14 protein-coding genes are annotated in these 24,355 nt (G+C 46.1%); 11 read left to right on the top strand and 3 right to left on the bottom strand.

The annotated features are described in order from the left end of the window. Positions 1–23 precede the first annotated feature (23 nt). Positions 24–830 carry a hypothetical protein gene (locus tag MKY85_RS24535; RefSeq protein ID WP_342570996.1) on the bottom strand — a complete coding sequence of 269 codons (807 nt, stop codon included), beginning with the start codon at positions 828–830 and terminating at the stop codon, positions 24–26. Positions 831–1,114: 284 nt separating this feature from the next. On the opposite strand from MKY85_RS24535, the gene MKY85_RS24530 reads away from it, so the two are divergent. The 3 genes from MKY85_RS24530 (at position 1,115) to MKY85_RS24520 (ending at position 4,097) form a co-directional block, all read left to right on the top strand. Continuing rightward, positions 1,115–2,341 carry an RNA polymerase sigma factor gene (locus MKY85_RS24530; RefSeq protein ID WP_342570995.1) on the top strand — a complete coding sequence of 409 codons (1,227 nt, stop codon included), beginning with the start codon at positions 1,115–1,117 and terminating at the stop codon, positions 2,339–2,341. 257 nt (positions 2,342–2,598) lie between these two features. After that, positions 2,599–3,264, top strand: coding sequence for a cyanophycinase (locus tag MKY85_RS24525; RefSeq protein WP_342570994.1), 666 nt, complete (start codon positions 2,599–2,601; stop codon positions 3,262–3,264). A gap of 428 nt (positions 3,265–3,692) precedes the next feature. After that, positions 3,693–4,097, top strand: coding sequence for a helix-turn-helix transcriptional regulator (locus MKY85_RS24520; RefSeq protein WP_342570993.1), 405 nt, complete (start codon positions 3,693–3,695; stop codon positions 4,095–4,097). Positions 4,098–4,495: 398 nt separating this feature from the next. Here the strand turns inward: MKY85_RS24520 and MKY85_RS24515 are convergent, their stop codons facing one another. Beyond that, a complete protein-coding gene (locus tag MKY85_RS24515) occupies positions 4,496–6,142 on the bottom strand; it encodes an RNA polymerase sigma factor (protein WP_342570992.1) in 1,647 nt (548 codons plus the stop codon). Positions 6,143–6,639: 497 nt separating this feature from the next. On the opposite strand from MKY85_RS24515, the gene MKY85_RS24510 reads away from it, so the two are divergent. Then, positions 6,640–8,214 carry a class I adenylate-forming enzyme family protein gene (locus tag MKY85_RS24510; RefSeq protein ID WP_342570991.1) on the top strand — a complete coding sequence of 525 codons (1,575 nt, stop codon included), beginning with the start codon at positions 6,640–6,642 and terminating at the stop codon, positions 8,212–8,214. A gap of 144 nt (positions 8,215–8,358) precedes the next feature. Here MKY85_RS24510 and MKY85_RS24505 read toward each other — a convergent pair whose 3' ends face one another. Beyond that, positions 8,359–11,175: an endo-beta-N-acetylglucosaminidase gene (locus tag MKY85_RS24505; RefSeq protein ID WP_342570990.1), complete on the bottom strand. Its 2,817-nt coding sequence runs from the start codon at positions 11,173–11,175 to the stop codon at positions 8,359–8,361. A gap of 482 nt (positions 11,176–11,657) precedes the next feature. Between MKY85_RS24505 and MKY85_RS24500 the strand changes: the two genes are divergently transcribed. The 7 genes from MKY85_RS24500 to MKY85_RS24470 all read left to right on the top strand — a co-directional run bounded on the left by MKY85_RS24500 (position 11,658) and on the right by MKY85_RS24470 (position 24,282). Beyond that, a complete protein-coding gene (locus MKY85_RS24500) occupies positions 11,658–13,445 on the top strand; it encodes a sensor histidine kinase (protein WP_342573475.1) in 1,788 nt (595 codons plus the stop codon). A gap of 1 nt (position 13,446) precedes the next feature. Continuing rightward, positions 13,447–14,967, top strand: coding sequence for a response regulator transcription factor (locus MKY85_RS24495; protein WP_342570989.1), 1,521 nt, complete (start codon positions 13,447–13,449; stop codon positions 14,965–14,967). A gap of 280 nt (positions 14,968–15,247) precedes the next feature. Continuing rightward, positions 15,248–16,720 carry an ABC transporter substrate-binding protein gene (locus MKY85_RS24490; protein WP_124117530.1) on the top strand — a complete coding sequence of 491 codons (1,473 nt, stop codon included), beginning with the start codon at positions 15,248–15,250 and terminating at the stop codon, positions 16,718–16,720. A 77-nt stretch (positions 16,721–16,797) separates the two neighbouring features. Beyond that, positions 16,798–17,727: an ABC transporter permease subunit gene (locus MKY85_RS24485; protein WP_342570988.1), complete on the top strand. Its 930-nt coding sequence runs from the start codon at positions 16,798–16,800 to the stop codon at positions 17,725–17,727. 23 nt (positions 17,728–17,750) lie between these two features. Beyond that, the gene (locus tag MKY85_RS24480) at positions 17,751–18,671 is read left to right on the top strand and encodes a carbohydrate ABC transporter permease (RefSeq protein ID WP_342570987.1); all 921 of its coding nucleotides are present in this window, start codon (positions 17,751–17,753) and stop codon (positions 18,669–18,671) included. Positions 18,672–18,707: 36 nt separating this feature from the next. Continuing rightward, positions 18,708–21,062 carry a glycoside hydrolase family 3 N-terminal domain-containing protein gene (locus MKY85_RS24475; RefSeq protein ID WP_342573473.1) on the top strand — a complete coding sequence of 785 codons (2,355 nt, stop codon included), beginning with the start codon at positions 18,708–18,710 and terminating at the stop codon, positions 21,060–21,062. 4 nt (positions 21,063–21,066) lie between these two features. Then, on the top strand, positions 21,067–24,282 hold the full coding sequence (locus MKY85_RS24470; RefSeq protein ID WP_342570986.1) for an alpha-mannosidase: 3,216 nt from the start codon (positions 21,067–21,069) through the stop codon (positions 24,280–24,282). Positions 24,283–24,355: the final 73 nt, after the last annotated feature.

The raw sequence follows: 24,355 nt of genomic DNA, 5'->3' as shown, positions 1-24,355 counted from the left end.
GGGAAGGGAGTTAAATAATGATGTTATTTATCTAATTTAAACCACTGCTGAGATTCTTTCCGAGTCATTTTTTTTACAGGTTTAACTTTTTTGCTTGTGGTATCGTATCTGAAAAGAATCCATTGATCTGAAGGATACTCACTAATGTAATCCATATTTTTTCCGTTCTTATGCCATAAAATTAAACCTGTGCTAATATAGTTGGTTGCCCGAGGGAGATGAACTAAACGGTCTTTCTTCGTATCGTATATGGCTAAAATGCTCTTCTCCGTATTTCCATAAGCAAATGCAATGATGTCTTCTTTTGGTGACCAATTATAAGATGTAATGGTTTCGACATCTTGTTTACCTGCGTTTTCAAGACGTTCGTTTAAGATGATGTACTTTCCTGTTTTAACGTTCACAAGAATAAGATTGCTGCCGGCAGCTTTTTCTGCTCGGATAGCAATCCAGCTATTAGATGGAGATTCAGCAACACTTGTGATATCGATTAATTTCACTCCAAAGTCTTCCGTATGCAGGATGTGTTTTTCTTTACCATGAGCAACTGTGATCATGTCAATCATGTTGTGCTCAAAGTCGGCAGCAGCATCCTGCTTTACAGTATTTGCAGTTATAGTGGTGTTGTCACCTTTCCAGACCATTTTGTTTGAGCCTATCGTTTTATGGAACTTAGGTATATTCTGGTATGTCGAAGCGTTCACAGAAGTTGTTTTAGTAGCAATGTGTGCTACTTTATCAGAATCATGAAATGGAATTGGTGCAGTGGATAACGTGCCTAAGCTACCTAAAACAATGATGCTTGATAAAAAAGCATGGGTGTATTTCATGATTATCACTCCTTAAGTTGGGAGGCGGTTACCTGATGTGATTTCCTCCAGATCGTTGTGACAGATGAAAACAAATGGCTCGTAGACTACTCCAATCTTTGCTTAACATGATTAATTTGTAAAGATATGAAATTTTAGAGATCATTTGAAGTGAGATTTCAAAAAGGCTGATTAGTCCTGTAAATAACAAGCCTAAAAGGACGAATACATATTTTTTTATTTTATGTGGCCTTCTGACTCTCTCTGGTGTCTAATTCATTGTAAATCAAGAGGAGGTTCTCACCATGTCAGGAGCTCATGACACAAAACCTGTTTATCCGGATAAACAGGAAAGTATCACTAACTTTGAAAGCACCTATGAGCTGTATCGTCAAAGGATTTGCACGTACTTTTCGCTGAAATTGAATCCGATGGTTGCAGATGATTTGACTCAACAGGTGTTTTTAAAAGCTGTCGAGAATCTTCACCGATTCCAAGGCAGATCAAATTTATTTACGTGGATATTCAAGATTGCTCAGAATACAGTGAAAAACGAATATCGAAGGTTATCGCGTAAAAAAGAAACGCCGTTTGATTTTACGGGATATGAATCACAATCGATCTCCCTTGAATTTACGAAAAATGTTGATTTTCGAATTGATATCGGAGTTGCGCTGAAAAAGTTAAATGAGACCGACCAAGAAATCATTGCATTACGCTTTTTTGTGGACTGCACATTGATTGAAATTTCTAAGATCGTAGGGATGCGTGAAAGTGCGGTAAAGAACAGACTCTACAGAGCTTTGGAAAAACTTAAACGGGAAATGAAAGAATGGGGAGGCGTTACGATTATGTCTATTGAAGACTTGATTTCAATTGTTAATAAAGGTGAAAGTGAGGGATTGAACAATCAGCCCAATAATAAAGTACACCATGATTTGTTCAATGAACTAAGTGAACATATTGAACGAATCTCGCTAAAGTACAATTATCATCCATCGCGGAAAGTAACGATTGAGGTATATCCTGATATGCCATCGTTTCACCAAGCGGTCGGAGAAGCAGATGCTCCGAATTGGTTCATGGGTACCTACGAAGGGAGTATTCTTAAAATTGTATCTCCATTAAATCCAGGACCGGAGCATACCTATCAATCGATTCTTAAAGGTACGGTTCACTTGTTCACCATGTGGCTAATAAGTGAAATCAATCCGAAGGCTCCAAAATGGATAAGGCAAGGAATTGGTGGATATGAAGCCAAGCTGATGACTAAGGACTTTATTGAAGGTACAACAGAAGAGGCTATTCACAATTTAGAGATCCCAACGTTCGAACAATTAGATAATGATACCTGGGATTTCGAAACGATGAAGGGTTTTCAGTTTTCGTTCTTATTCGTAGAGTTTGTTGTTCAACAATATGGAATAGACCAATTAAACAAATTGATCCGTAACCCCCAGGATTTTTATGGTATCTTTCAATGTTCCGAGAAGGAATTGCATCAGAAGATGGTGGAATTTATAAGCAAGTAACCCATACAAAAGTGTATGTTGCCCGGGGGATAAACCGGGCTTTTTTTAACGTGATTATAGCTATGGTAAATGTACTCTATTAATAAATTGGATTATTTTGTATACTGCATATAAAAAGAGGATTACAGAAGTGTTGATTGGGAAGTTTGAAAGATTGAGATTTGATATGGCAGGGGTTATTAGGAATGAAGACCGGTCTGTTGATGGGAGCGAGTTAAGAATGGATGAATGTAAAAATACATATGGAGGTATTAAGTTTGAAAACTCATTACTATTTAAGTTGGTTTAATCATTTTTTCCCAGAGAAACTGGTCCATTGTTTGCAGGAGGATATACAAGACAGAAAATCGCTTGTTATGATTAGTGCTGATCCGTCAGGTTATAAAGATGAGCCAATTAACATGGATGAGATTACTGAATGGACTTGGTTGAATCAGGCTAACATTATTTTTGATGAATATCATTTCATTGATTACCGTATGCAGAAAGAAGATGCTCAGCGATTCATTCAGAACGCTTCTGTCATTTTTTTATGTGGTGGATATCCTGTTTTGCAGAATGATTTTTTGGTGGAATATGAATTATCGGATGTTATTAAGAATAGCCATGCCATTATAATGGGTGCCAGTGCCGGTGCATTAAACATGGCTGCAAAATGGTTAAGCTTGAATAACACTGATGAAGTTGAAACAAGTACTATTTATGATGGTATTGGCTTTGATCATTTTGCCTACGAATCTCATTCTCAACGCGATTACGCCACGTTTGTTCAAGGCTACCTGTTCCCTTTGTCTGAAGAGATTGATATTTATGCGGCAGAACAGGAGAGCGCTATACGTGTAAAGGACGGCAAAATAGAAATAATGGGGCCTGTATATTTAATTTCCCACTCAATGATTCAGAAGTTGGTTGAGACGCTCTAATTAGTGTGAGTGGCTGTGACCTTACATAAGTAATTCCTTTTGATGTATAAAATCATGGCTACAGGCGAATTATCTCAGGTCTCCTTTCTATAATTGGAATACTGTTTTGTAAGCAGATGAAATCTTAATATTCCTAGGGCCTATAGTCGTCAGGGTTTCAAAGTGATCAGCTGCTGATTTCAACTAGTAGACTGACAATAGGGATAGATGCACAAATGCTAACGATCCTTATTTGCATACCTTTACAGAAAGTAGAGAAGACGAAAATTATATTAGGATGATGAGTTCCTCATTAAGCTAACGGGCAGGTTTGTTCAACAAATGATTTAACACATATGTTAAGTTCGTTCTCGCTTTAGGTTCTGGTTATACATTTCCTTAAACAGTAAACTTTAATTGTAACAAGAAATAAGATTAGGGGTGCAAATATGAAGATTGGTCTAAACATCAGAAAACTAAGGGTTCAGAGCAGTATAACCCAAGAGCAACTGTCAAATGCTCTAAACGTTTCAGTTCAGACAATTTCAAGATGGGAGACATCTGCGAATTATCCTGACTTAGAAATGCTACCCTTAATTGCGAGGTATTTCAGTGTTACAGCAGACTATTTATTAGGAATAGAAGGAGGAAATAATAACATGAAATTGCTTAAAACTGTAGAAACATTTGAGGCACCAACCCGAGAAGAAGCTGAAAAGATGGTGCAGAAATTTTCAAACGAAAAGTTTCCCGAATTACAAGGTCATACAATCACTGAAATTGACGGTAAGATTATTCTTGAAGTAGAAAAGAAATTTGGCGTTAACCTTGAAGATATGCCATGGAAATCATAACCAAATTTATTGATAATTAGCATTGAGCTAACGGGAAACGTTAGCTCAATAACAACCAGAAAGCAGCTGATATTGTGATTAGTTGCTTTTGCTCAACTAACGGGCAGTTTTGCTGAATAGATCTGTTGAGTATGTGGAGCATCTGGCCTCTCAAGATTGGTTGCGAACATGAAAGATAAAAATCGTAAGGTAGAGGAGAACTCTGGCTGATACGATTGCGATTAAAAACTACCCATGACGCACATGCGTCATGGGTAGTTTTTAATTATTTCCATACGTTCAGGAGGGGGCCTTGTGAAATAGAGATGTCCTAATCACTTCGTTGGACAGACAGAGTTTTGTGTAAAAATGGCCACTTCCCGGGAACGACTATTCTTCGTATACACCTCCGAACCGACTTACTTGACCGGTCCCATCCAGGTTGAAATCGTCTTCTGCTGATGCGGCAACGGCGGTTTCAGCTTCCCGTTATCGATCAAATGCTTCAAAATATAAGCGACAAGCCGGCCTCCGCCGGTGTTGCCTCTCACCATGTAAGCAAGCTGCGGCTCCAGATGCTTCGGCTGATTTTGCAGGAACAGGTTGAGCATTTTGTCGTAGAGCTTGCCGACAGCAGGCGCATACAGAGCGGACAAATCCGGTATTGCCTTGTTCAACCGATCCAACGTTTGCGGGGAGTCCATCCAAACCGCATTGAACTTGTACCCCTCCTTCGTCTTGCGGATGTACCCCTTCTCCAGCAGGAACGAATATTGCTCAGCGTTCTCTTCGTTGTCGGGCAGTTCCCCTTGTTGGAACGCATGACAAATCTCAACATTCCGATATTCCAGGAAACGCCAATCCATCTGGCGGTCGCTCCAGTACGTATTGAATTGCCACAAGTATAAAGGAGAGTCTTCGACGTAGCGAAGCGACGGACCGAAGGTGACGTAACTACTCATATCAAAACCCGGATCGGCATAGTGGCTCCGATTTAAGGCCGCATAGGCAATATATTGACCTCCGTCCTTTCGTATTGGTGCGACCGCATCGAAGTTCTCGCCAGCTGGCATGCTCCGCCAAGATTGCTCTTCGATGTTCTTGGGCAGCAAGGTCCAGAGCAGGAAGTTATAGTCGCCGTCTGGAACGTACACTCCGCTATCCTCGACTTGCCGGCGAACTTCCATTAACGCGTCGAAATGAACATCGGCCACTTCGGCGGCGCAATCTTGCCAGAATTGATGACCGGCTACGGCCAACTCGAAGAGGTCCCAGACGATGGTATTGCTTTGATATTTGCCGGGGGAGGTTTGGATGAGAAAATTGTAATCGGCCAGGTGCTGGACTTCGCCTTCCAGCAAAGATGGCGGCATTCCGAGCTCCTCCGCGATTTGATGTACGGTACGCGCCTTGTGATAAGCCGCGTAAACGATATTTTGCGCCAAGGCGCGCCCAAGAAAATCGTTGGTTTCGCCCATTTTGCCGGCCGAACCGGAATGGCCCATTTCCCCCATGCTGACCGGATTGACACTTAAAGTTCCTGTTGCACGCATACGTTTCATCCCTTTCCGTAACTCCTTTTTAGCTTCGCTCAAATGCCACTTCACCGTGCCTGCAGGAATGTCCAGAGCAATCGCGATATCGCTGATTTTAAGCTCTTCGTAGTAATGCATGACCACGATCCGGCGATGAATATCGGACAGAAACGCGACTTCTCGGCGCAGCTCGCGTGAAGCTTCGGTTGCCAGCAACCGGTCAAGCGGCTCCCGGGAAGGGGCGGCAGAAAGTTCAGACATACCGTTGATTTCGATTACTTGGGGAGCGTGCTCGCGCTTTTTCAACCAATTCACCCAAGTGTATCGAGCAACCGTCCAGACGTAAGCGTCAAGGCTTCTAATGTCCCGCAGCCCAGAGAAGGATTTTAACAACTGCAGCATAATCTCCTGAGCCAGATCCTCCGCTTCAGCCCGGTGCTTGACCCGGTTTAACGCAAAACCGAAAATCGGTTTCACATAGCTCCGAATGGCTTCTGTGGCTTCTTTTCCGTTTGTACTAATTGAATCCATTGTTTCCTCCATAGTTGCATCTGTAATTCCTGACAATTATATAGTGTGCCAGGCGAAATAAAGGTTGGGATTATTTTTTTAAAAATTTGGACGTCCTACGGATCACTCATACACGTATAATTACAAACATCATAAGTAGGTCATTTCAATGGTTAAAGAGACGTTATGAACTTTTTGTTAAGTATATTGGAAAAGAGTTAAAAAAGTTGAAATTACTTTAGATATAAAGTTCTCACTTTTAGTATATAAAGATACTTTTTCCGTCCAACTATGGGAGGACACAAACTAGAGAGCACGAGCCAAAGTTCTTCTTCGGGTACTTGGGGTACGCCTTCGTTCCGTACTTAACCAGGGTTGATGGAAATGTAATATCAGAAGAATTTATGATTTTAATAGGGGATAGTGATTACTTATTATTCCAGATATATGCTACTCTCTTTTTATTCCATAGTTTTCTTAACGGAGAAAATGGAAATATAAATGTTGGGGGTAATTGCTTGCTTCTATCCGAACGATTGCCAATTGCAGCAAGTCTGTACCCTGAGCAACCTGCGTTAATGCGACATGGGCAAACGATGAGTTATGGGGAGCTTAACGGTCAAGTTGAAAGACTGAGCTATGCTCTATATGTTGAAGGACTCCGGGCTGGTGATCGCTTTGCCCTTTTAGGTGATCCAGATCCCCGGCTCGTTGTTGCGTTTTATGCAGCAGTTGGGATCGGTGCTATACCGCTCGTACCGTCTCCTATGCTAACAGTGCCTGAACTCGCTGCCATATTACAGGATGCAGAACCACATATGATTATTCATGATGACCAACATGCTAACGCAGCGATCGCCACGGTAAAGCTTCTTGGGTATTGTCCAAAACTGTTCACGACAGACGAAGAAGGAACGAATAACAGTTTGCTCGCTGCTCTTTTGCAGCATGAACCTGCGTTCTCTCCAAAAGACCAATTCAAACCAAGTGTAGACGATACGGCAGTCCTGATTTATACGGGTGGGACAACCGGCCGACCCAAAGGGGTCATGCATTCGCATCGTGGTATGGCTGCTTGGAATCAACTTACGCCTTCTGCAGGCTTCGGTCATGATCTCAGTCGTCGTGTGTTGGTGCTTAACTTATCCCATCTGGTGGGTCAGTTCCAGTTGTGGGCGACCATGGCTGCTGGGGGCTGTCTTGTATTCCTAGATGAATACCCGGCGGATGTAAACCGCATTATGGAAGCTGTTGAACGAGATCAGATTACACAACTCAGTACAGTAGGCCAACTGCTTCGTGATCTTGCTCGTGAGGCATCCGTCGGGGGGAGAAATTTGAAGAGCCTAAAGCTTATTGGCTGCGGAGGGTCCATTATTTCCCCGGATACACTACAGGATGTTGTATCGCAATTTCCTGATGCTACCATTGTGAATAACTACTCACAAGCAGAATGTGGGATGTCCATAAGCCGTCTTTTTCCTGCTCAACATATGGGGAATTCTCATCGCCTTCGATCCGTAGGTCGTCCAGCCGACCTGGCTGTTCAGGGTGAGCAGGCCTTCGAAGTTCGGATATTAGATCCAGACGGAAGTGAGACAGTGACGGGTGAGGCTGGAGAAATCGTTGTTCGAGGTGCACAGACCATGCTGGGGTATTGGCGCCAGTTGGAGGCTTCTGCCGAGACCATGTCCGATGGCTGGATTCGAACTGGGGATGTCGGCTGTCTGGATGCCGAAGGTTACCTTTATGTGTTTGATCGCTTGAAGGATATGGTTATTGTGAGCGGTTCCAATGTATTTTGTGCCGAAGTGGAGCATGTCCTTATGAACCATGAGGCGGTAAGCGAGGCGGCTGTAATCGGACATCCTCTTCCAGACGAAGGAGAGGAACTCGTTGCTTTCATAGTATTACGGGACGGTGCAAGGTTGGATCTAACGCGGGTGCGGGCGTTTTGTGAGCCACACCTTGCTCCGTACAAATGGCCGACTCAGCTGTTCATTGTGGATAATTTGCCCAGAACGGCTGTGGATAAAATAGACAAAAAGCAGTTACGGAAGTATCTATCCTCAATGTTGTCCAACGGGGTGTAATCAAAGAAATACATTGATTCAAAAGCAATGAATGTTCAGCAGGTGGGTGCGTTCCTATAGGAACAAACAGCCCTTCAACTTCCTTTGGGAAGTGAAGGGCTGTACGTATCTCAACTAGCATACGGGCGTGCACGAAAATTATAATTACCTCAAAATCGTAGTGGCCTGATTGCCTGCATAATCCTCAATGACTAGCTTCAATGAGCTGTTGCTGGACGCTGGTGTGAAGGTCAGTTCACTCAGTTTTGTTCTTCCACGAATGATATACGGGAATTTCTGCGAAACGTAAGTGACGCCGAACTCGCGTGCTACCCCATTTTCATATACATAGATCTTGTACCAGTCCTCCAGATCCGGCAGGGCAAGCGTATATTTCCCATCTTTTACTGTGACCTTATCCTTGGCGTATGGTGTAATCTGAAGATCTGCGAGTTGTCCGGTATGGGTTACTGGACTCTGCTCGCCAATAGCGATGTTCAGCACGTAATGTTCACCATTGGTCGGAAGTTCCGTCAGAACGGCAGATGATTTTCCTTTTTTGACCTGAAGCGACTTGGTGAAGGGTTCTTTCGTATATTCGGTTTGTAGTGTGATCTGAATTGACTCGTTACCTTTACCTTTGTCTTTATTTTTATCTTTGTCCTTATCCGTATTCTTATCCTTGCCCGCATTTTTTGCTATCTTCGGGTTGTTCCAGCTAACGATGGCATCGCCATTCTTTTTGAATTTCACATCAATATTCTGAACGGCTGCATTCAGATCATAAGGCAGGACGGTTGCTTCACTTTCGGTACCATCTGCACCAACAGCACGTATAGACAGTTCACCAGAAGGCTGTTTTAGCGATTTAATATAAAAAGTGGAATCATACACGCCGCCAACATAGGCACCATTTTCATACAAATTGTATTGTTTGACCTCTGAATAGTCCTTCATGTCCCATGCGACAACCAGTTCATTGGTGTTGGTCAGTGCTTTGGCAATATGGAATCCGGTCGGTGCATCCGGCACAGCCGCTGAACCGTCGAACATGCGGATCTCACCAATATTCATTTGATAGTTCTCAATTGCTGCACCATTCGGGTCAAAGGACAATCCCATGGCAGCAATGGTCTTGCCTTGATAGGCACTCAAATCCAGTGTAGCTGTCTTCCAGCCTTCCGTATGCTGACCTGACTGAGGCACTTCTACGTTGACCACGTTAGATGGATCATCTTCAAAGATTAACCCAACATGCAGGGAGGAAGCATCGCTGATGGACGGTTTGTTATACGTCAGTTCCAATTTGGATTGTCCGTTGACGGACAGGTCGGTCTTGTACAAGCGCAGGAAGTTCTCCGCGTTCAATGTACCGTTCACCACAAGAGAGCTGCCGCCCTGGAATGCGCCAATGGAATCGTAGTTGTACCTTGCGCCTTTCTCATAAGATGGGCCATAATCAAAATCGACACTCAGTTTGTCGCCTTCGCTATCCATCCACCATTGCCAAGTGACGGGGATATCCTGAATGTTGATATTGGACCATTCCTTGTCGTTCGAGACAGCGCCGTCTTCATAATATTTCAGACCGTGACCTGTATTGAAGCTTGTCGCAAAATTCGAGCCATTGATGACGGATCGCTCGGTAAGATATGCAGCAATCCCATCCCAGTTTGCGCCGGAAGCATACACATCCGACAGATTGGCAGAAGCGTTACGACGCGTATCCGTAGGGTCCTGATTTGGACCAGACCACCAAGCACGATCGCGCACAAAGGTCATCCATTGATACTGATCCTCCGCACGATGATTCGTACTCCCATCGCCCATCTCTTCATCCAGGGCATTGTGGGTGAAATCTGCACCCAGCGTCGCGATACTATTCATGGGCTGACCGTTCTCATCCAGATTGTGGCGCAGGTCGTAGGATTGCTTCCAGCGGCCGAATCTGTCATGACCACCTTCAACACCTGCAAATACGGTTTCCAGTGGATCAAGTCCCAGACTGAGGGCATGGTCGCGGGAATCGCGTAGCATCTTGTGGTTCCATACGTAGTTCAGGAAGATGGAATCCGAGACTCTGCCGAGAACGGAATCCTCTACAAAGGGGCTATTAAGGCCGTTAAATTGGTTCTGGTATTGAATCTTGCCTGTTGTATTGATGGTGGAATCATACCACTGAACGTACAGGCCTTTATCTCTTAGATATTTCATGAATTTCTTGTAGGAAGCGATATCCTCAGGGGCTACACCCCGGGCAACCTCTTCCTGATTGAAGAAGTATCCATCGTAGTTGTAGTATTCTGCCATCTCGGCAAGTTTCTCGGCTACAGGGAAATTGCCGTTTTCATCCTGAATCAGCATTTGTTTATAGGTTTGTGGCCCACGGTCATTGTCCGAGAAAAAGATGTTGGCAATGGATTTGACGCCATTTTTGTGAGCTGCGTTGGTATAGGCCGGATTCGGGATATTCAAAATGCCAAACTCGAAGTATTTCTCCGTCCACTCCTTACTGGGATCGTATAATTCCTCCGGCACTCCGGCAGAAGCCATGCCATGCCAATAGCTGTAGTAGTCTGTATACTGCCAATAATTAAAGAGATATTGGCTGAATTCATTGGTATAAGGTGTGCTATCGAAGAATGCATTGCCGTAATCGCCACTCATCGTAAATAGCTGGGTGTCTGGACTAAGCTCAGGATAAGCTTGCGTGGCAGCGAACGGTTCATTACGGGGCTGCAAGGGGACATGGGCACGAAGCAGATCACCATGGATGTCACTTTCAGGTGTCCAGTTCAGAATCTGGGCTGAGGTATACCCGTGCTGATAGGGCTGATTCACCCCTTTGGCGCTTTCACCTGTGTAAGGGAGCGTGTCTCCTGCATAAACGGATGATGCAACAACTTGTCCAAGCAATGCCGTAGTCAGTACCATGGCAGTGACCTTGGGAATGATGCCTTTCGGTTTGAGTTTGCGTGTCATGATGTTCCTCCTTCAAGTGGAATGAATGGTTGGCATTCTTTTACACAAAGCTAAACTTATGGTTAACGATAGTGGATGAAAGCGTTTTTAAATAGGGTGAAATTAAAGAAAGGCGAGTACAAACTAAAGAAAAGTTACAGGTGACAAGTTAATGTCAGAAGCCGGGTGATATAATTCTATATAAGTTAAACTAATTTTTTACACGATAACGGAGAGGACAGAAGAAACCTGAAAAAGCGAAGCTAAAAGCTTTCTGCAAGAAAGCTACTTCGGAAGCATAAGCGTTCGCCTTTATCACCGGAGTTTCCCTTGGGAAAAAGGAATCAAAAAATCTGGGGATAACAGCGATTGGAAGGTTATTCTGTCATCGTAGTGTCAGTGTAAATATCTTTAGTTCAACTTATATAGTCAGGAAAACAGCATCGGAGGGAACATGCGACTTGAAACTTGTTAGCGTTTACAATAATTTCTTCAAAAATAATATGTTTATGAAAATGCTCCTGACCTTCTCGATGATATCGATTGTCACGATCATTACATTGTCTTATATCATCTTTCTAACGGTGTCCGACTCCACGATTCGCCGGGAATTGGCGATCCAGAAAGCAGCGATGGAACATGTGGATCGTTATATTCATCAGCAGTATGAATCGGTGCAAAACATGGTGAGGGACATGCATCAGAATGAGGCACTCTCCGCCAACATTACGTATCTGATGAACCACTCCTACGCTGAATATGTTCAGCACATGACGAATGGATATTACGCCAATCAGGACGACTATTCGGCCGATGTGTTGAAACATTTTCAGAACATTATGGATCGTAATTCGCAGATTAACCAACTCATGTTGTATAGCGCTGAGCAGCAGGATCTGTCTACCTTTAATCAACACAAGCAGTTCCGCAAGCTGGACACCAATGTAGCTCATTCCTATATACCGGACGTGATGGCGATGGAAACGCCCAATATCAGTGCACCCAATTACTGGATTCGCAAAGAGATCAATCAATGGGACCCTGCGCTCTATTCGATCCGTGTACCGATTAACAATACACAGACGCTTCGAAATCTGGGGCAGTTTCTGGTGTTTTTTGACTCGGAGGGAATCGGGAATGCACTGGATAACTACGAGAGTAACCTGAAGGGAGAAATCGTGGTGTTATCGGCCAAAGGAACAGTCCTGTTCGACTCCAACAATCAGTATTACGGGAAAAAGTACCCTTACGTGAATGTGGCCGATTCCCTGTTTGATCAGACGGATATGGATTCGATGAAAAAGGAGCAGAACATGTATGTGAACAAGTTTGTCTCCGCGGATCAGGGTTATGTGGTTATTGGTACTGTTCCGGTGGAAGAAATGGCTGAGACCTATGCGGGGATTCGTAATACCATCATCTCCATCAGTATCGTGTGTATTCTGTTTGCCGTGTTGGTTCCGGCGTTTTTCATTATTAACTTTGCCAAACGAACCCGTCGAATCATTCGCTTTACCCAAAAAGTAAAATACGGCAACCTGACGGCTCGCATCGACGATGCGCGCGATGATGAACTGGGGCAGATCTCGCATAGCTTCAATGACATGCTGGATGAGCTGAATCTGTACATTGAACGCGTCTACAAAGCCGAGATCAAACAGAAGGAGACCGAACTGGTCGCATTACAGGCGCGTATCAATCCTCACTTTCTCTACAATACGCTTGAAGTGATTCGAATGAGGGCCATATCCCAGGGAGCGAGAGATGTCGGCGAGATGATCTATAGCCTATCCGTATTGTTCAAGAGCCTGGTACAGCAGAAGAAGAATTACACGCTGAAGGATGAGATGGAAGCTTGCCGCTTGTATCTGGAGTTATTCCGAATCCGCTACAAGGATATTTTCATATATACGATCCAGATCGATGCTGCTTATTATCAACACCCTGTGGTCAAACTTTCGCTGCAACCTATTATTGAAAATTATGTCGTGCACGGCATTCAGACGGAACGTTCGGATAACCGATTATCGATTGTTGTGGAAGAGACGGATAATGTGATGCAGGTGGAGATCAAAGATAATGGCAAAGGCATTGATCCTGCACGCCTGACGGAAATCCTTGAAGAACTGGAACGTCCAGAAGAGTCGGGTCAGATGTTCGGACTGCGCAGTGTTCATAGTCGATTGCGCTTCCTGTATGGGCCGGAGTTCGGTATCACCATAGAGAGCACCCTCGGTGAGGGAACACGGATCAGGGTGCGTTATCCACATACAGAAGGGACGGGAGTTTAACATGTACAAGGTGTTTATTGTAGACGATGAGCCGTTCATCATTGAAGGGTTATACGATATTGTGGATTGGTCTTCATTTGGTATGGAAATTGTGAGCCATGCAGGTAATGGGCAGGCAGCGTTACAAGCGCTCTCCTCTCAGCCTGTGGACATCCTGATCACGGATATATCCATGCCACTCATGAATGGTCTTGACCTGATTCGGGAAGCAAGGCGAGTGCAACCTGAGATGAAAGTCATTATCCTGAGTGGTTTCAATGAGTTCGAATATCTGAAGGAAGGCATGCAGCTGGGGATCGAAAACTATTTGCTCAAACCGATTAATGTGGAGGAATTGGAATCCACGCTTAGGAATACAGCGACCAAGCTGGATCATACAGTGACACCTCAAACCGATGATGCGTATGGCATTCAGATTCTGAAAGATAACATTCTTCATCGATGGCTTACGGGACAGATTGCAGCTACCGAATTTGAGGAACGTGCCCGGTTTATGAACCTTTCTCTAGAAGCCTCGGATGTGGCTGTCGCTATATTGCGTGACAAAGACAAAGGGCAAACATTCGGCATGTTTGAACGTGTGGAGGAGATGCTGAAGGACAAGTCCCATCTGAATGTCTTTCATGACATCGATGGTGATCTCGTCATTGTTGCCAATGTCGAGGGTAACGAGGATGAGGAACAGAAGTTAATGGAGGGTCTTCGGGCTTTATCCGATGCCATCTCAGTAACACATCCTGCGGTACGTATCGGGGCGGGCAGGTTGATGAAGGGGATATACCATGCGCCGGCCAGTTATGAGGAGGCAAAAAAGGCGCTCCAATACGTGATGATCTATCCCGATCTGAAAGTCATCGACCATGCCATCCTGGATCGTTGCGGCAACTCGGCAGCGTCCTTCTTTATTGACTGGAGGGATTACACGAAACTGATTCTGTCCCGGAATACAGAACAACTTGCGGAGCGGATTCGTATGGATTTTGAACAGCATCGCAATGGACTTACGCCTGGGGAGTTACAGAATACCGCATTGGAAGTGGTGATTCGCTTCAAAATGGAACTGGAGAGCATCAAACACTCGGATGAGTCTGCCATATACCAACAAGGGCTTCAACTTGTGCTGGACAGTGGCACTTTTGATGAACTCGTGCGGGCGCTTCAGCAAGTTGCGGCGCAGACGATTCAATCCCTATTGCAGGATATGAAGAATCCAATTGTGAACCAAGTCCTTCAGCATATCGACAAACACTACGCAGAAGAACTTTCCCTGAAGCTGCTGGGTGCCCACTATCATCTGCATCCGGTGTATTTGGGACAGTTGTTTCATAAGGAGACTGGAGAAACGTTTGCCGAATACATCAATAAATACCGGATTGAACGTGCGAAGGAACAGCTGCGGAATACCAATCTGAAGGTACATGAGATCGCCCGAAATGTGGGGTATTGGGAGACAGGGTATTTCTATAAACAGTTCCGCAAATATGTGGGAATTTCACCGACGGATTTCAAGGTGTTTGGTTAATTTGGTGACCGGTAGATTCAACTGTACGGACAGAGATCCAAGAGACATATCGGGAATAGGAATGGCAGCATGAAGAGCATGCCATACGTTACCCGGCATGTCTCTTTCATGTAAGCGATTTATTTAAACAGGTACAAAATAGTTGTCCAAGGACAATTTCTCTTTAATTTGTACCTCGAAAGCTTAAGTTTATCTTCTTTTTGTAAATGCTTTCATTCGATAAGGTTAAAGCAGTTAGTAAGTAGTGCCTAAGGGAACACGAAAAGGGAGGATCAAAGAAATGAGTAAACAAAGAAAACGCTTCTCACTCGTTCTTGCATTGTTAATGGCCGTTACACTTGTTCTTAGTGCCTGTGGAGGAAGCAAAGATGCTTCGGAATCCGGGGGAGCTGGAGACGACGCGGTAGAGTTGATCTGGTATACCATCGGTACCCCTCAGAAAGACGTCAACAAAGTGATGGAAGAAGTGAGCAAGTATACCAAAGAGAAAATTAATGCCACGGTAACGATGAAGATGGTTGACTGGGGTGACTACCCGCAGAAGATGCAGGTTAACGTAGCATCCGGTGAGCCAATGGACATTCTGTTCACCTCTTCCGGTGGATTCGATTATGTACAAAATGCCAGAAAAGGTGCATTCCTTGAACTGGATGACCTGCTTGCTGAATACGGTCAGGATCTCACCAAGACCATTGATCCTGCATTCCTCAGCGGTTCGAAGGTAGACGGACACAATTACGGAATTCCAGCCAACAAAGAGCTGCCTCAACAAGAGGTATGGCGCTTTAACCAAATGCTGGTTGATAAATACAAGCTGGACACCTCTGGTGTCCGTACGTTAGACAGTCTGGAGCCTTTGCTGAAAACGATCAAGGAAAACGAGGCAAGTGTAACACCTTTTGCCATGGATAAAAACTATGTTCCTTACGTGCCGTATGACTATGTCATTCAGAATCTGCCGATGGCAATCAAGCTGGATACAACGGACTATAAGCTCGTGAACATATTGGAAACACCTGAAATGAAAGAAGCACTTACGACGATGCACAAATATTACAAAGCCGGTTATGTATCGGCAGAAGCAGCTACAACAGGTTCCACGAACGACCTGACAACATCGGGCAACTGGTTCCTGGATCGTGCACAGACACAGCCGCTCGCGGACAACCAATGGTCTGCAAGTTACGGTTATCAAGTGGTTTCAACACCTGCAAGTGAAGCGATTATAACGAATACATCTGTACAAGGTTCCATTATGGCGATCTCGGCTAACTCGGAATATCCAGAAAAAGCGATGGAGTTCCTAAACCTGCTGAATACAGATCCTGTGCTGCGCAATATGGTGGACTCCGGTATCGAGGGCACACACTACAAAAAAGTGGATGACACGCATATGGAAAATCTGCCTGAATCGAAAAACTACGATATGCCTTCATACTCCCTTGGGAATAACATGCTGCTCTATCTGAACAGCAATGACCCGGACAACAAATGGGATGAGTTCAAGAAGTTTAACGCTGAAGGTACCAATTCCCCGATCCTCAGCTTTAACTTTGATTCAAGCAATGTATCTGCTGAACTGACGGCGGTACAGAACGTGAAAGAGCAGTATTGGGCAGCACTGATGACAGGTACACTGGACCCGGCAGCCAATCTGGATCAAGTGATTGAGAAGTTCAATCAAGCCGGACTGGAGAAAGTAATGGCGGAAGCCCAAAGCCAGCTGGATGCCTGGAGAGCGGAAAACAAGTAAGAGTACATCGTAAGGATCGGGCGGCTGCTTATCGCGTCCGGTCCTTTTTCATTCAAGCCTGAAGGAGGAACTCCACAATGACTACATTTTTGAAAAACCTGATTAGAAACCGGGTCATGCTGTTCATGGTGCTGCCAGGCGCCATCTGGTTCTTCTTCTTCTCCTACTTGCCTCTTGTGGGTACAGTGGCTGCCTTTAAGGAATATCGGTTCAGCCGTGAAGGGTTCTGGGCAAGTCTGATGAAGAGCGAATGGGTAGGCTGGGACAATTTCAAATTCCTGTTCAGCACAAGTGACGCATGGCTTATTACACGCAACACCCTCTTTTATAACATCGCCATTATCTTCCTGGGACTGGTATTCGCTGTGGCATTGGCAATCCTGCTCTCGGAACTGGTTAATAAACGACTCGCCAAACTGTATCAAACCGGCATGTTTCTGCCGTATTTTCTATCCTGGGTTATCGTTGGTTACTTCGTTTTCAGCTTCTTGAGCATGGACCGCGGGATGTTGAATCAGATTATTGGCTGGTTCGGGATGGAACCGATTCAGTGGTACTCCGAGGCAAAATATTGGCCGTATATTCTCGTATTCGTAGCGTTATGGAAAACGATTGGTTATAGCAGCGTTGTCTATCTGGCTTCCATTCTGGGGATTGATAAATCTCTCTATGAAGCAGCCATGATCGATGGGGCAAGCAAATGGCAGCAAATTCGCAATATTACGATTCCTTTATTATCACCCATCATTACAATCATGACCTTGCTGGCCGTAGGCCGCATTTTCTATGCCGACTTTGGACTGTTCTATCAGGTGCCAAGGGATTCGGGTACGCTCTATTCCGTTACGAATGTTATTGATACGTACGTATATCGTGGATTGAAAACAAGTGGTGAAATTGGCATGAGCACAGCTGCGGGATTGTATCAATCCGTCGTGGGCTTTGTACTCGTTATTATTTCCAACTATGTTGTGCGCAAAGTAGATAAAGACAGCAGCCTATTCTAGAACAGGGAAAGGAGTGAACCACCATGGCTCAAGCAGGGCTTGTTAAAAAACGCGACTTCCACCACGTATCCAGCGGCTGGAACGTAATCATGAACATCATCGCCGGTCTATTCGCTCTGATCTGTGTATTTCCTTTTATATTTGTAGTCATCATCTCGTTTACGGACGAGAAAGCACTGGCCCGTGATGGATATCGTCTGATTCCGGCAGAATGGAGTCTGGCGGCATATCAGTTTGTCTGGCAGAGCGGGGACACGCTGCTGCGGGCGTATGGAGTTACCATTTTGGTGACGGTACTTGGTACCATCATCAGTCTGATTCTCATGTCGCTGTATGCGTATGCGATTTCACGCAAGAGCTTCAGATATCGGAGATTTTTCTCCATCTTTGCGATTCTGACCATGTTGTTTAACGGCGGGATGATTCCAACCTATATGGTTGTATCCCAGCTGCTTGGACTGAAAGATACGTTATGGGCACTGATTCTGCCCCTGGCGATGAATGCCTTCTACATCATGATCCTGCGTACATTCTACTCCACCAGTGTGCCGGATGCAGTCATTGAATCGGCGAAAATTGATGGTGCCGGAGAATTCTATACCTTTATGAAAATCGTAATTCCACTCTCCTTGCCGGGACTGGCAACCATCGGGTTGTTCAGTACACTTGGTTACTGGAATGATTGGTTCAATGCGCTGTTGTACATCGATAATCCCACTCTGGTGCCGCTGCAATCCATGCTGATGCGGATTGAGTCGAGCATCCAGTTCATCCAGCAGAACTCTGCGAACAGTTCGATGAGTCTGGCAGCCATGCAGTCCATTCCGCAGGATACGTCCCGAATGGCGATGGTTGTGCTTGCCACGTTGCCAATTATATTCGCTTATCCGTTCTTCCAGCGTTATTTTGTACAGGGTCTGACGGTGGGCGCGGTCAAAGAATAAACGGATCTTGCTATAGGATTGGAGAGATGCAGATTGATGACTTACAAGGACCAAAGCAAATCCGTAGAGGAACGGGTACAACACCTGCTGAGCCTGATGACTACGGAAGAAAAGGTAGGCCAACTTACGCAGCCATTTGGCTGGCAGACCTATACGAATGATCAGGGGAACATCACATTAAATGAATCCTTTAAGCAGCAAGTGGAGAATAGCGGCATTGGCTCCCTCTATGGTGCACTTCGGGCAGATCCCTGGACTGGCGTTACACTGGAAAATGGACTATCTGCCAGAGAAGGCGCTGAGGCGGTTAACCTGATTCAACGTTATGCGGTAGAGCATTCCAGACTGGGCATTCCCATCCTGATTGGGGAGGAGTGCTCACATGGTCATATGGCCATTGACGGGACGGTCTATCCCGTTCCCCTTTTACTGGGGAGTACATGGAATGTGGATCTATATCGGGAGATGTGTCAGGCAGTAGCGCGGGAGACACGTGCTCAAGGCGGTGCGGTCACCTATTCTCCGGTACTGGATGTTGTGCGTGATCCGCGCTGGGGGCGTACGGAGGAATGTTTCGGTGAAGATCCGTTTCTCATTGGAGAACTAGCAGTTGCTTCCGTGGAAGGACTTCAAGGTGAAAGTCTGGATCGGGACGATGCAGTTGCTGCTACGTTAAAACATTTTGTCGGTTACGGCAGCTCGGAAGGTGGACGCAATGCAGGGCCTGTACATATGGGCTGGCGTGAACTGCTGGAAGTGGATCTGTATCCATTCCGTAAAGCTGTAGAAGCAGGTGCAGCTTCCATCATGCCGGCGTATAACGAAATTGATGGCACACCTTGTACGGTAAATACCGAACTGCTGGAAGATGTTTTGCGTAAAGATTGGGGCTTTGATGGTCTGGTTATTACGGATTGTGGCGCGATCAACATGTTGGCTAGTGGGCATGATGTCGCGACGGATGGACTGGATGCATCGGTGCAGGCGATTGAGGCAGGCATCGATATGGAAATGTCCGGTGAGATGTTCGGGCAATATCTGGTGCAGGCGGTGGCAGAAGGCAAGCTTGATGTGCAGGTTCTGGATCAGGCTGTCTCTCGCGTGCTGGCGTTGAAGTTCAGACTGGGCTTATTCGAACAGCCTTATGTGGATGCTGATCGGGCAGCAGAAGTGATTGGAAGTGAACAGCATATTCAGCTCGCACGCCAGTTGGCGGCGGAAGGTGTTGTGCTTCTCAAAAATGAGGCTGACACGCTACCTTTATCGATAGGAAATTTGGGCCGGATTGCCGTCATTGGCCCCAATGCCGATCAGGCCTACAATCAGCTGGGTGATTACACGTCTCCGCAACCGAAGTCGAAAGTGGCGACGGTACTGGATGGCATTCGCAGTAAGCTGGCTAATCGTATGGATGTGCAAACGGAGAAGAGTTCTGTTGGTTTTGTGACTGATGGCAGCAGTGTAGATCAGGTTCTCTATGCACCAGGATGCCGGATTAAAGGTGATTCAAAAGAAGGATTTGAGCGGGCTATCGAAGTTGCCAGTCAGGCAGATACCGTCATTATGGTGGTTGGCGGCTCCAGTGCGCGTGACTTTGGAGAAGGAACAATCGATCTGAAGACGGGCGCTTCCAATGTATCGGATCACTCATGGAACGATATGGAGTGCGGTGAAGGAATCGACCGAATGACGCTGGGTCTTGCCGGAGTGCAGTTGGAACTCATTCAGGAGATTCACAAGCTCGGCAAAAAGCTTGTCGTTGTCTACATTAATGGTCGTCCCATCACGGAACCTTGGGTGGATGAACATGCCGATGCAATTCTGGAGGCGTGGTATCCGGGTCAAGAGGGCGGGCATGCCATTGCAGATATTCTATTCGGTGATGTGAATCCGTCAGGCAAATTGACGATCTCCATTCCGAAGCATGTCGGCCAATTACCGATCTATTACAACGGCAAACGTTCCCGAGGCAAGCGTTACCTCGAAGAGGATTTGGAGCCACGTTATGCATTTGGGTACGGACTGAGTTATACCACATTTGAGTACAGTGAACCGCAGCTGAGTGATGCATCCATGACAGCGGGGGATTCAGTCACGGTGTCTGTGAATGTGACCAACACCGGCCCTTATGCAGGTGCAGAAGTTGTACAGATGTACATCTCGGACGTGGTTAGCTCACTGACTCGTCCTGCCAAGGAACTGAAGGGGTTTGCGAAAGTGAACCTGGAGCCTGGAGAGACACAGACCGTGGAATTCCGAATCGGAGCGGAGCAGTTGCAGTATATTGGTCGTGATTTGAAGCCTGTCGTTGAACCGGGCCTGTTTCATATTCATATCGGCGGCAGCGTAAACGATACGCATATGACCGAACTGACCGTAAGGGAGGCGTAAGACTGTGGAACGTATCAGACGATTGATTCGCGAGTTGTCCGAACATCAGTGGCTGGAGCAATTGCAGCTGCGCAGCTGGGACATTACTCGTGCTTATTACAATGTGCCAGGACAGTATGAGGATCAGGGTGAGTACCCGGAAGGGCAAGATTATGAGCGTTTTCCGAGCAAACAGGGAACAACTTATTTCTTCAGAACACGTTTGGAGATCCCTGCTACATGGCAGCAAGCGCCTTATGGGCTTGTATTTGAAACGGGGGGAGAAGGTTTACTGCGGGTGAATGGACACTCCTACCAGGGATTGGACCGCAATCATACCTACGTCACACTTGATCCGTCCAAAGTCGGGACCAACCCAGAACTTGAGATTGAGATGTTCGATCCAGTACCTGAACCTGTGGACCCCTTGAATCAACAGGCGGTTATTCAGCCGCCGATCACATCGATTACGAGCCTGCTGGTAAGACCAAATGAAGCCGTTCGCAGTCTCATGTACACAGTCATTATTGTGCGTGATTCGGCTGTGCTGCTGCCAGAGAGTGACTTCAGGCGGGTTCGTCTGCTGGAAGCCATCTATCGTGCGATGGACCAATTTGTAGGCATGTCAGCAGAAGAGATCAAGCAGGGGGAAGGTATTCGTCGGATTGAGCATAATCTGAAGCATCATGTACGTGAGATTGGCGGTAACGCAGAAGGTCTGGAGCATATGGTGGGACAGTCCCATATTGATATTGCGTGGCTGTGGCCTGTACGTGAGACGGTACGCAAAACGAGCCGTACCTTCTCCACCGTGGACGCACTCATGAATGAATATCCAGACTATGTGTATTCCCAGAGCCAACCCTTGTTATATGCATTCCTGAAGGAACATGATCCCGAATTGTACGCACGCGTGAAGCAGCGGATTGCAGAAGGACGTTGGGAACTCGTTGGCGGCATGTGGGTTGAGCCGGATCTGAACATCCCAAGCGGCGAGTCTCTGATTCGCCAGATGTTATACGGTCAGCGTTTTTATATGGAGGAATTTGGCAAGACATCACAGATTGAATGGCTGCCGGATACATTCGGGTACTGTGCCTCACTGCCGCAGATTTTGAAGCATGGCAATGTGGACTATTTTATGACCACGAAGCTCGGCTGGAATGACACCAATGTGTTTCCATATGATCTGTTTCACTGGGTGGGGATTGACGGTACACCCATTCTGTCTTACCTCAATCATGGTGTTAATGAGAATACCCTGCCAAAAGATATTCACGATCACTGGCAATCCTACCGTGAGAAAGCAGCCCATCCGGAGCATATGCTTCTATATGGACACGGAGATGGTGGCGGCGGGGTAACACGCGAGATGCTGGAGTATATGGATCGCGCAGAACTGATGGTTGGACAGCCTGCAAGCCGTTATAGCACAGCTGGAGCTTTCTTTGCCGGAATTGAAAAGGAACAACCTGTACTTCCGAAGTGGCATGGTGATCTGTATCTGGAGTTACATCGGGGAACCTACACGACACATGCGCGCAATAAGCGCAACAATCGGAAAGCGGAGGTTCTGTATCGAGAAGCTGAGTTGTGGAATACACTCGCTCAACCGGAGATGGAGGCTGATGCAGAAGCTGAAGTGCGTTCGAATCTGCATGACGGCTGGAAGCTGATTTTGCTGAATCAATTCCACGATATTATACCGGGATCGGCGATTACGGAGTCCTACGTGACTTCGAATGAGGAATATGTACAGGTATTTGAATTAGGTAGAACCGGACTGGATCAAGGCATTGCAGCATTGACAACGGCTATCAACACCGAGGGACCAGAAGGTTCACTAGCCTATGTTGTATTCAACAGCCTGGGCTGGAAACGGAGTGCAGTCGTTCAACTTTCTGTGCAGGATGGCTTGGATCGCTACGGCGTCGATGAAGAAGGCCAACGCCTGCGGATGGATCGGGAGGATGGCAGCATGTCTATTCTCGTGACAGACATTCCGGCGTTTGGATATAAAACGATCTGGCTGGTACCGGAAAACACAAGGGAAACGAATGTACGGGAAATGACCAACCTTGCCGTACAACCAACCTTTAATGATACATGGGATACCGCTCTTTATCATATACAGTTCAACGAACGCGGGGAGATCACCCGTCTGTGGGATAAGACCGCGGAGCGCGAGATGCTGAAGCCAGGTGAACGAGGCAATCAGCTTCATTTCTTCCATGACCGTCCGACACTCTGGGATGCATGGGATATCGACAATCGTTATGAGGAACAGGTTGCTGGCGAAGTGGAACTGGTGGAGAAAAAGCTGGTGCTGGCGGGTACAACGAAGGACGTCCTGCGCTTCCACTGGAAGCTTCATCAATCGGTGATTACACAAGATATCGTCTTTTATCATGACTCACGGCGAATCGACTTCCAGACACACGTGAACTGGAATGAAGATCACAAACTTCTGAAAGTTGGATTCCCTATTGATGTGGTGACCTCCAAAGCGACATTTGAGATTCCATTTGGCGCATTGGAACGTCCAACGCATCGTAACACAAGCTGGGAACAAGCCCAGTATGAGGTCTGCGGACATCGCTTCGCGGATGTATCCGAATATGGATACGGCGTGAGCTTGCTCAATGACTGCAAATACGGTTATGACGTGCAAGGCAGCACGATTCGTTTGTCCTTGTTGCGTGCCCCAAAATGGCCTGACCGCACGGCCGATCTGGGAGAACATGAATTCACATATTCCCTGTACCCGCACGACGGAGACTGGAGAAACGCACACACCGTACGTCAGGCAGCTGAACTGAACACGGAAGTGGTCGTGCAACAAGTAGAGCAAACACAACAGCCACAACAAGTGCAATCGATGGAACAGGTGCAGCAGATGGATCAATCACAACAAAGCACAGGGGCTGAAGTATATCCAACGGCAGATGTAACAGTAACTGCTGCACACCCACGTCCAGCAACTGGATCATGGATTAACTTCGAAAGCCAGCATGTCATTCTGGATACCGTCAAACTGGCAGAGGATGGACACGGCACCGTGCTGCGTTTTTATGAGTCGTCAGGCAAACGCGAAAGCATCACATTGCAATGGCCACATGCCTTTGAGCAAGCGTATCACTCCAACGCACTGGAAGAACCAATCAAACCACTGGCCCACACGAACGGCCAGATCACACTATCTTTTAAACCCTACGAAATACAAACCGTGCTACTGCGGTAAACCTTTTTGAAATATTTCGAGCTATATATGTTCAACTAAAAATTTACACAATAACGGAGAGGACAGAAAGAAT

It is taken from the genome of Paenibacillus sp. FSL R5-0749, assembly GCF_038595085.1.
GTDB lineage: Bacteria > Bacillota > Bacilli > Paenibacillales > Paenibacillaceae > Paenibacillus.
Note: the sequence above shows the minus strand (reverse complement) of the source record. Positions and strands in the feature narration are given on the sequence as shown.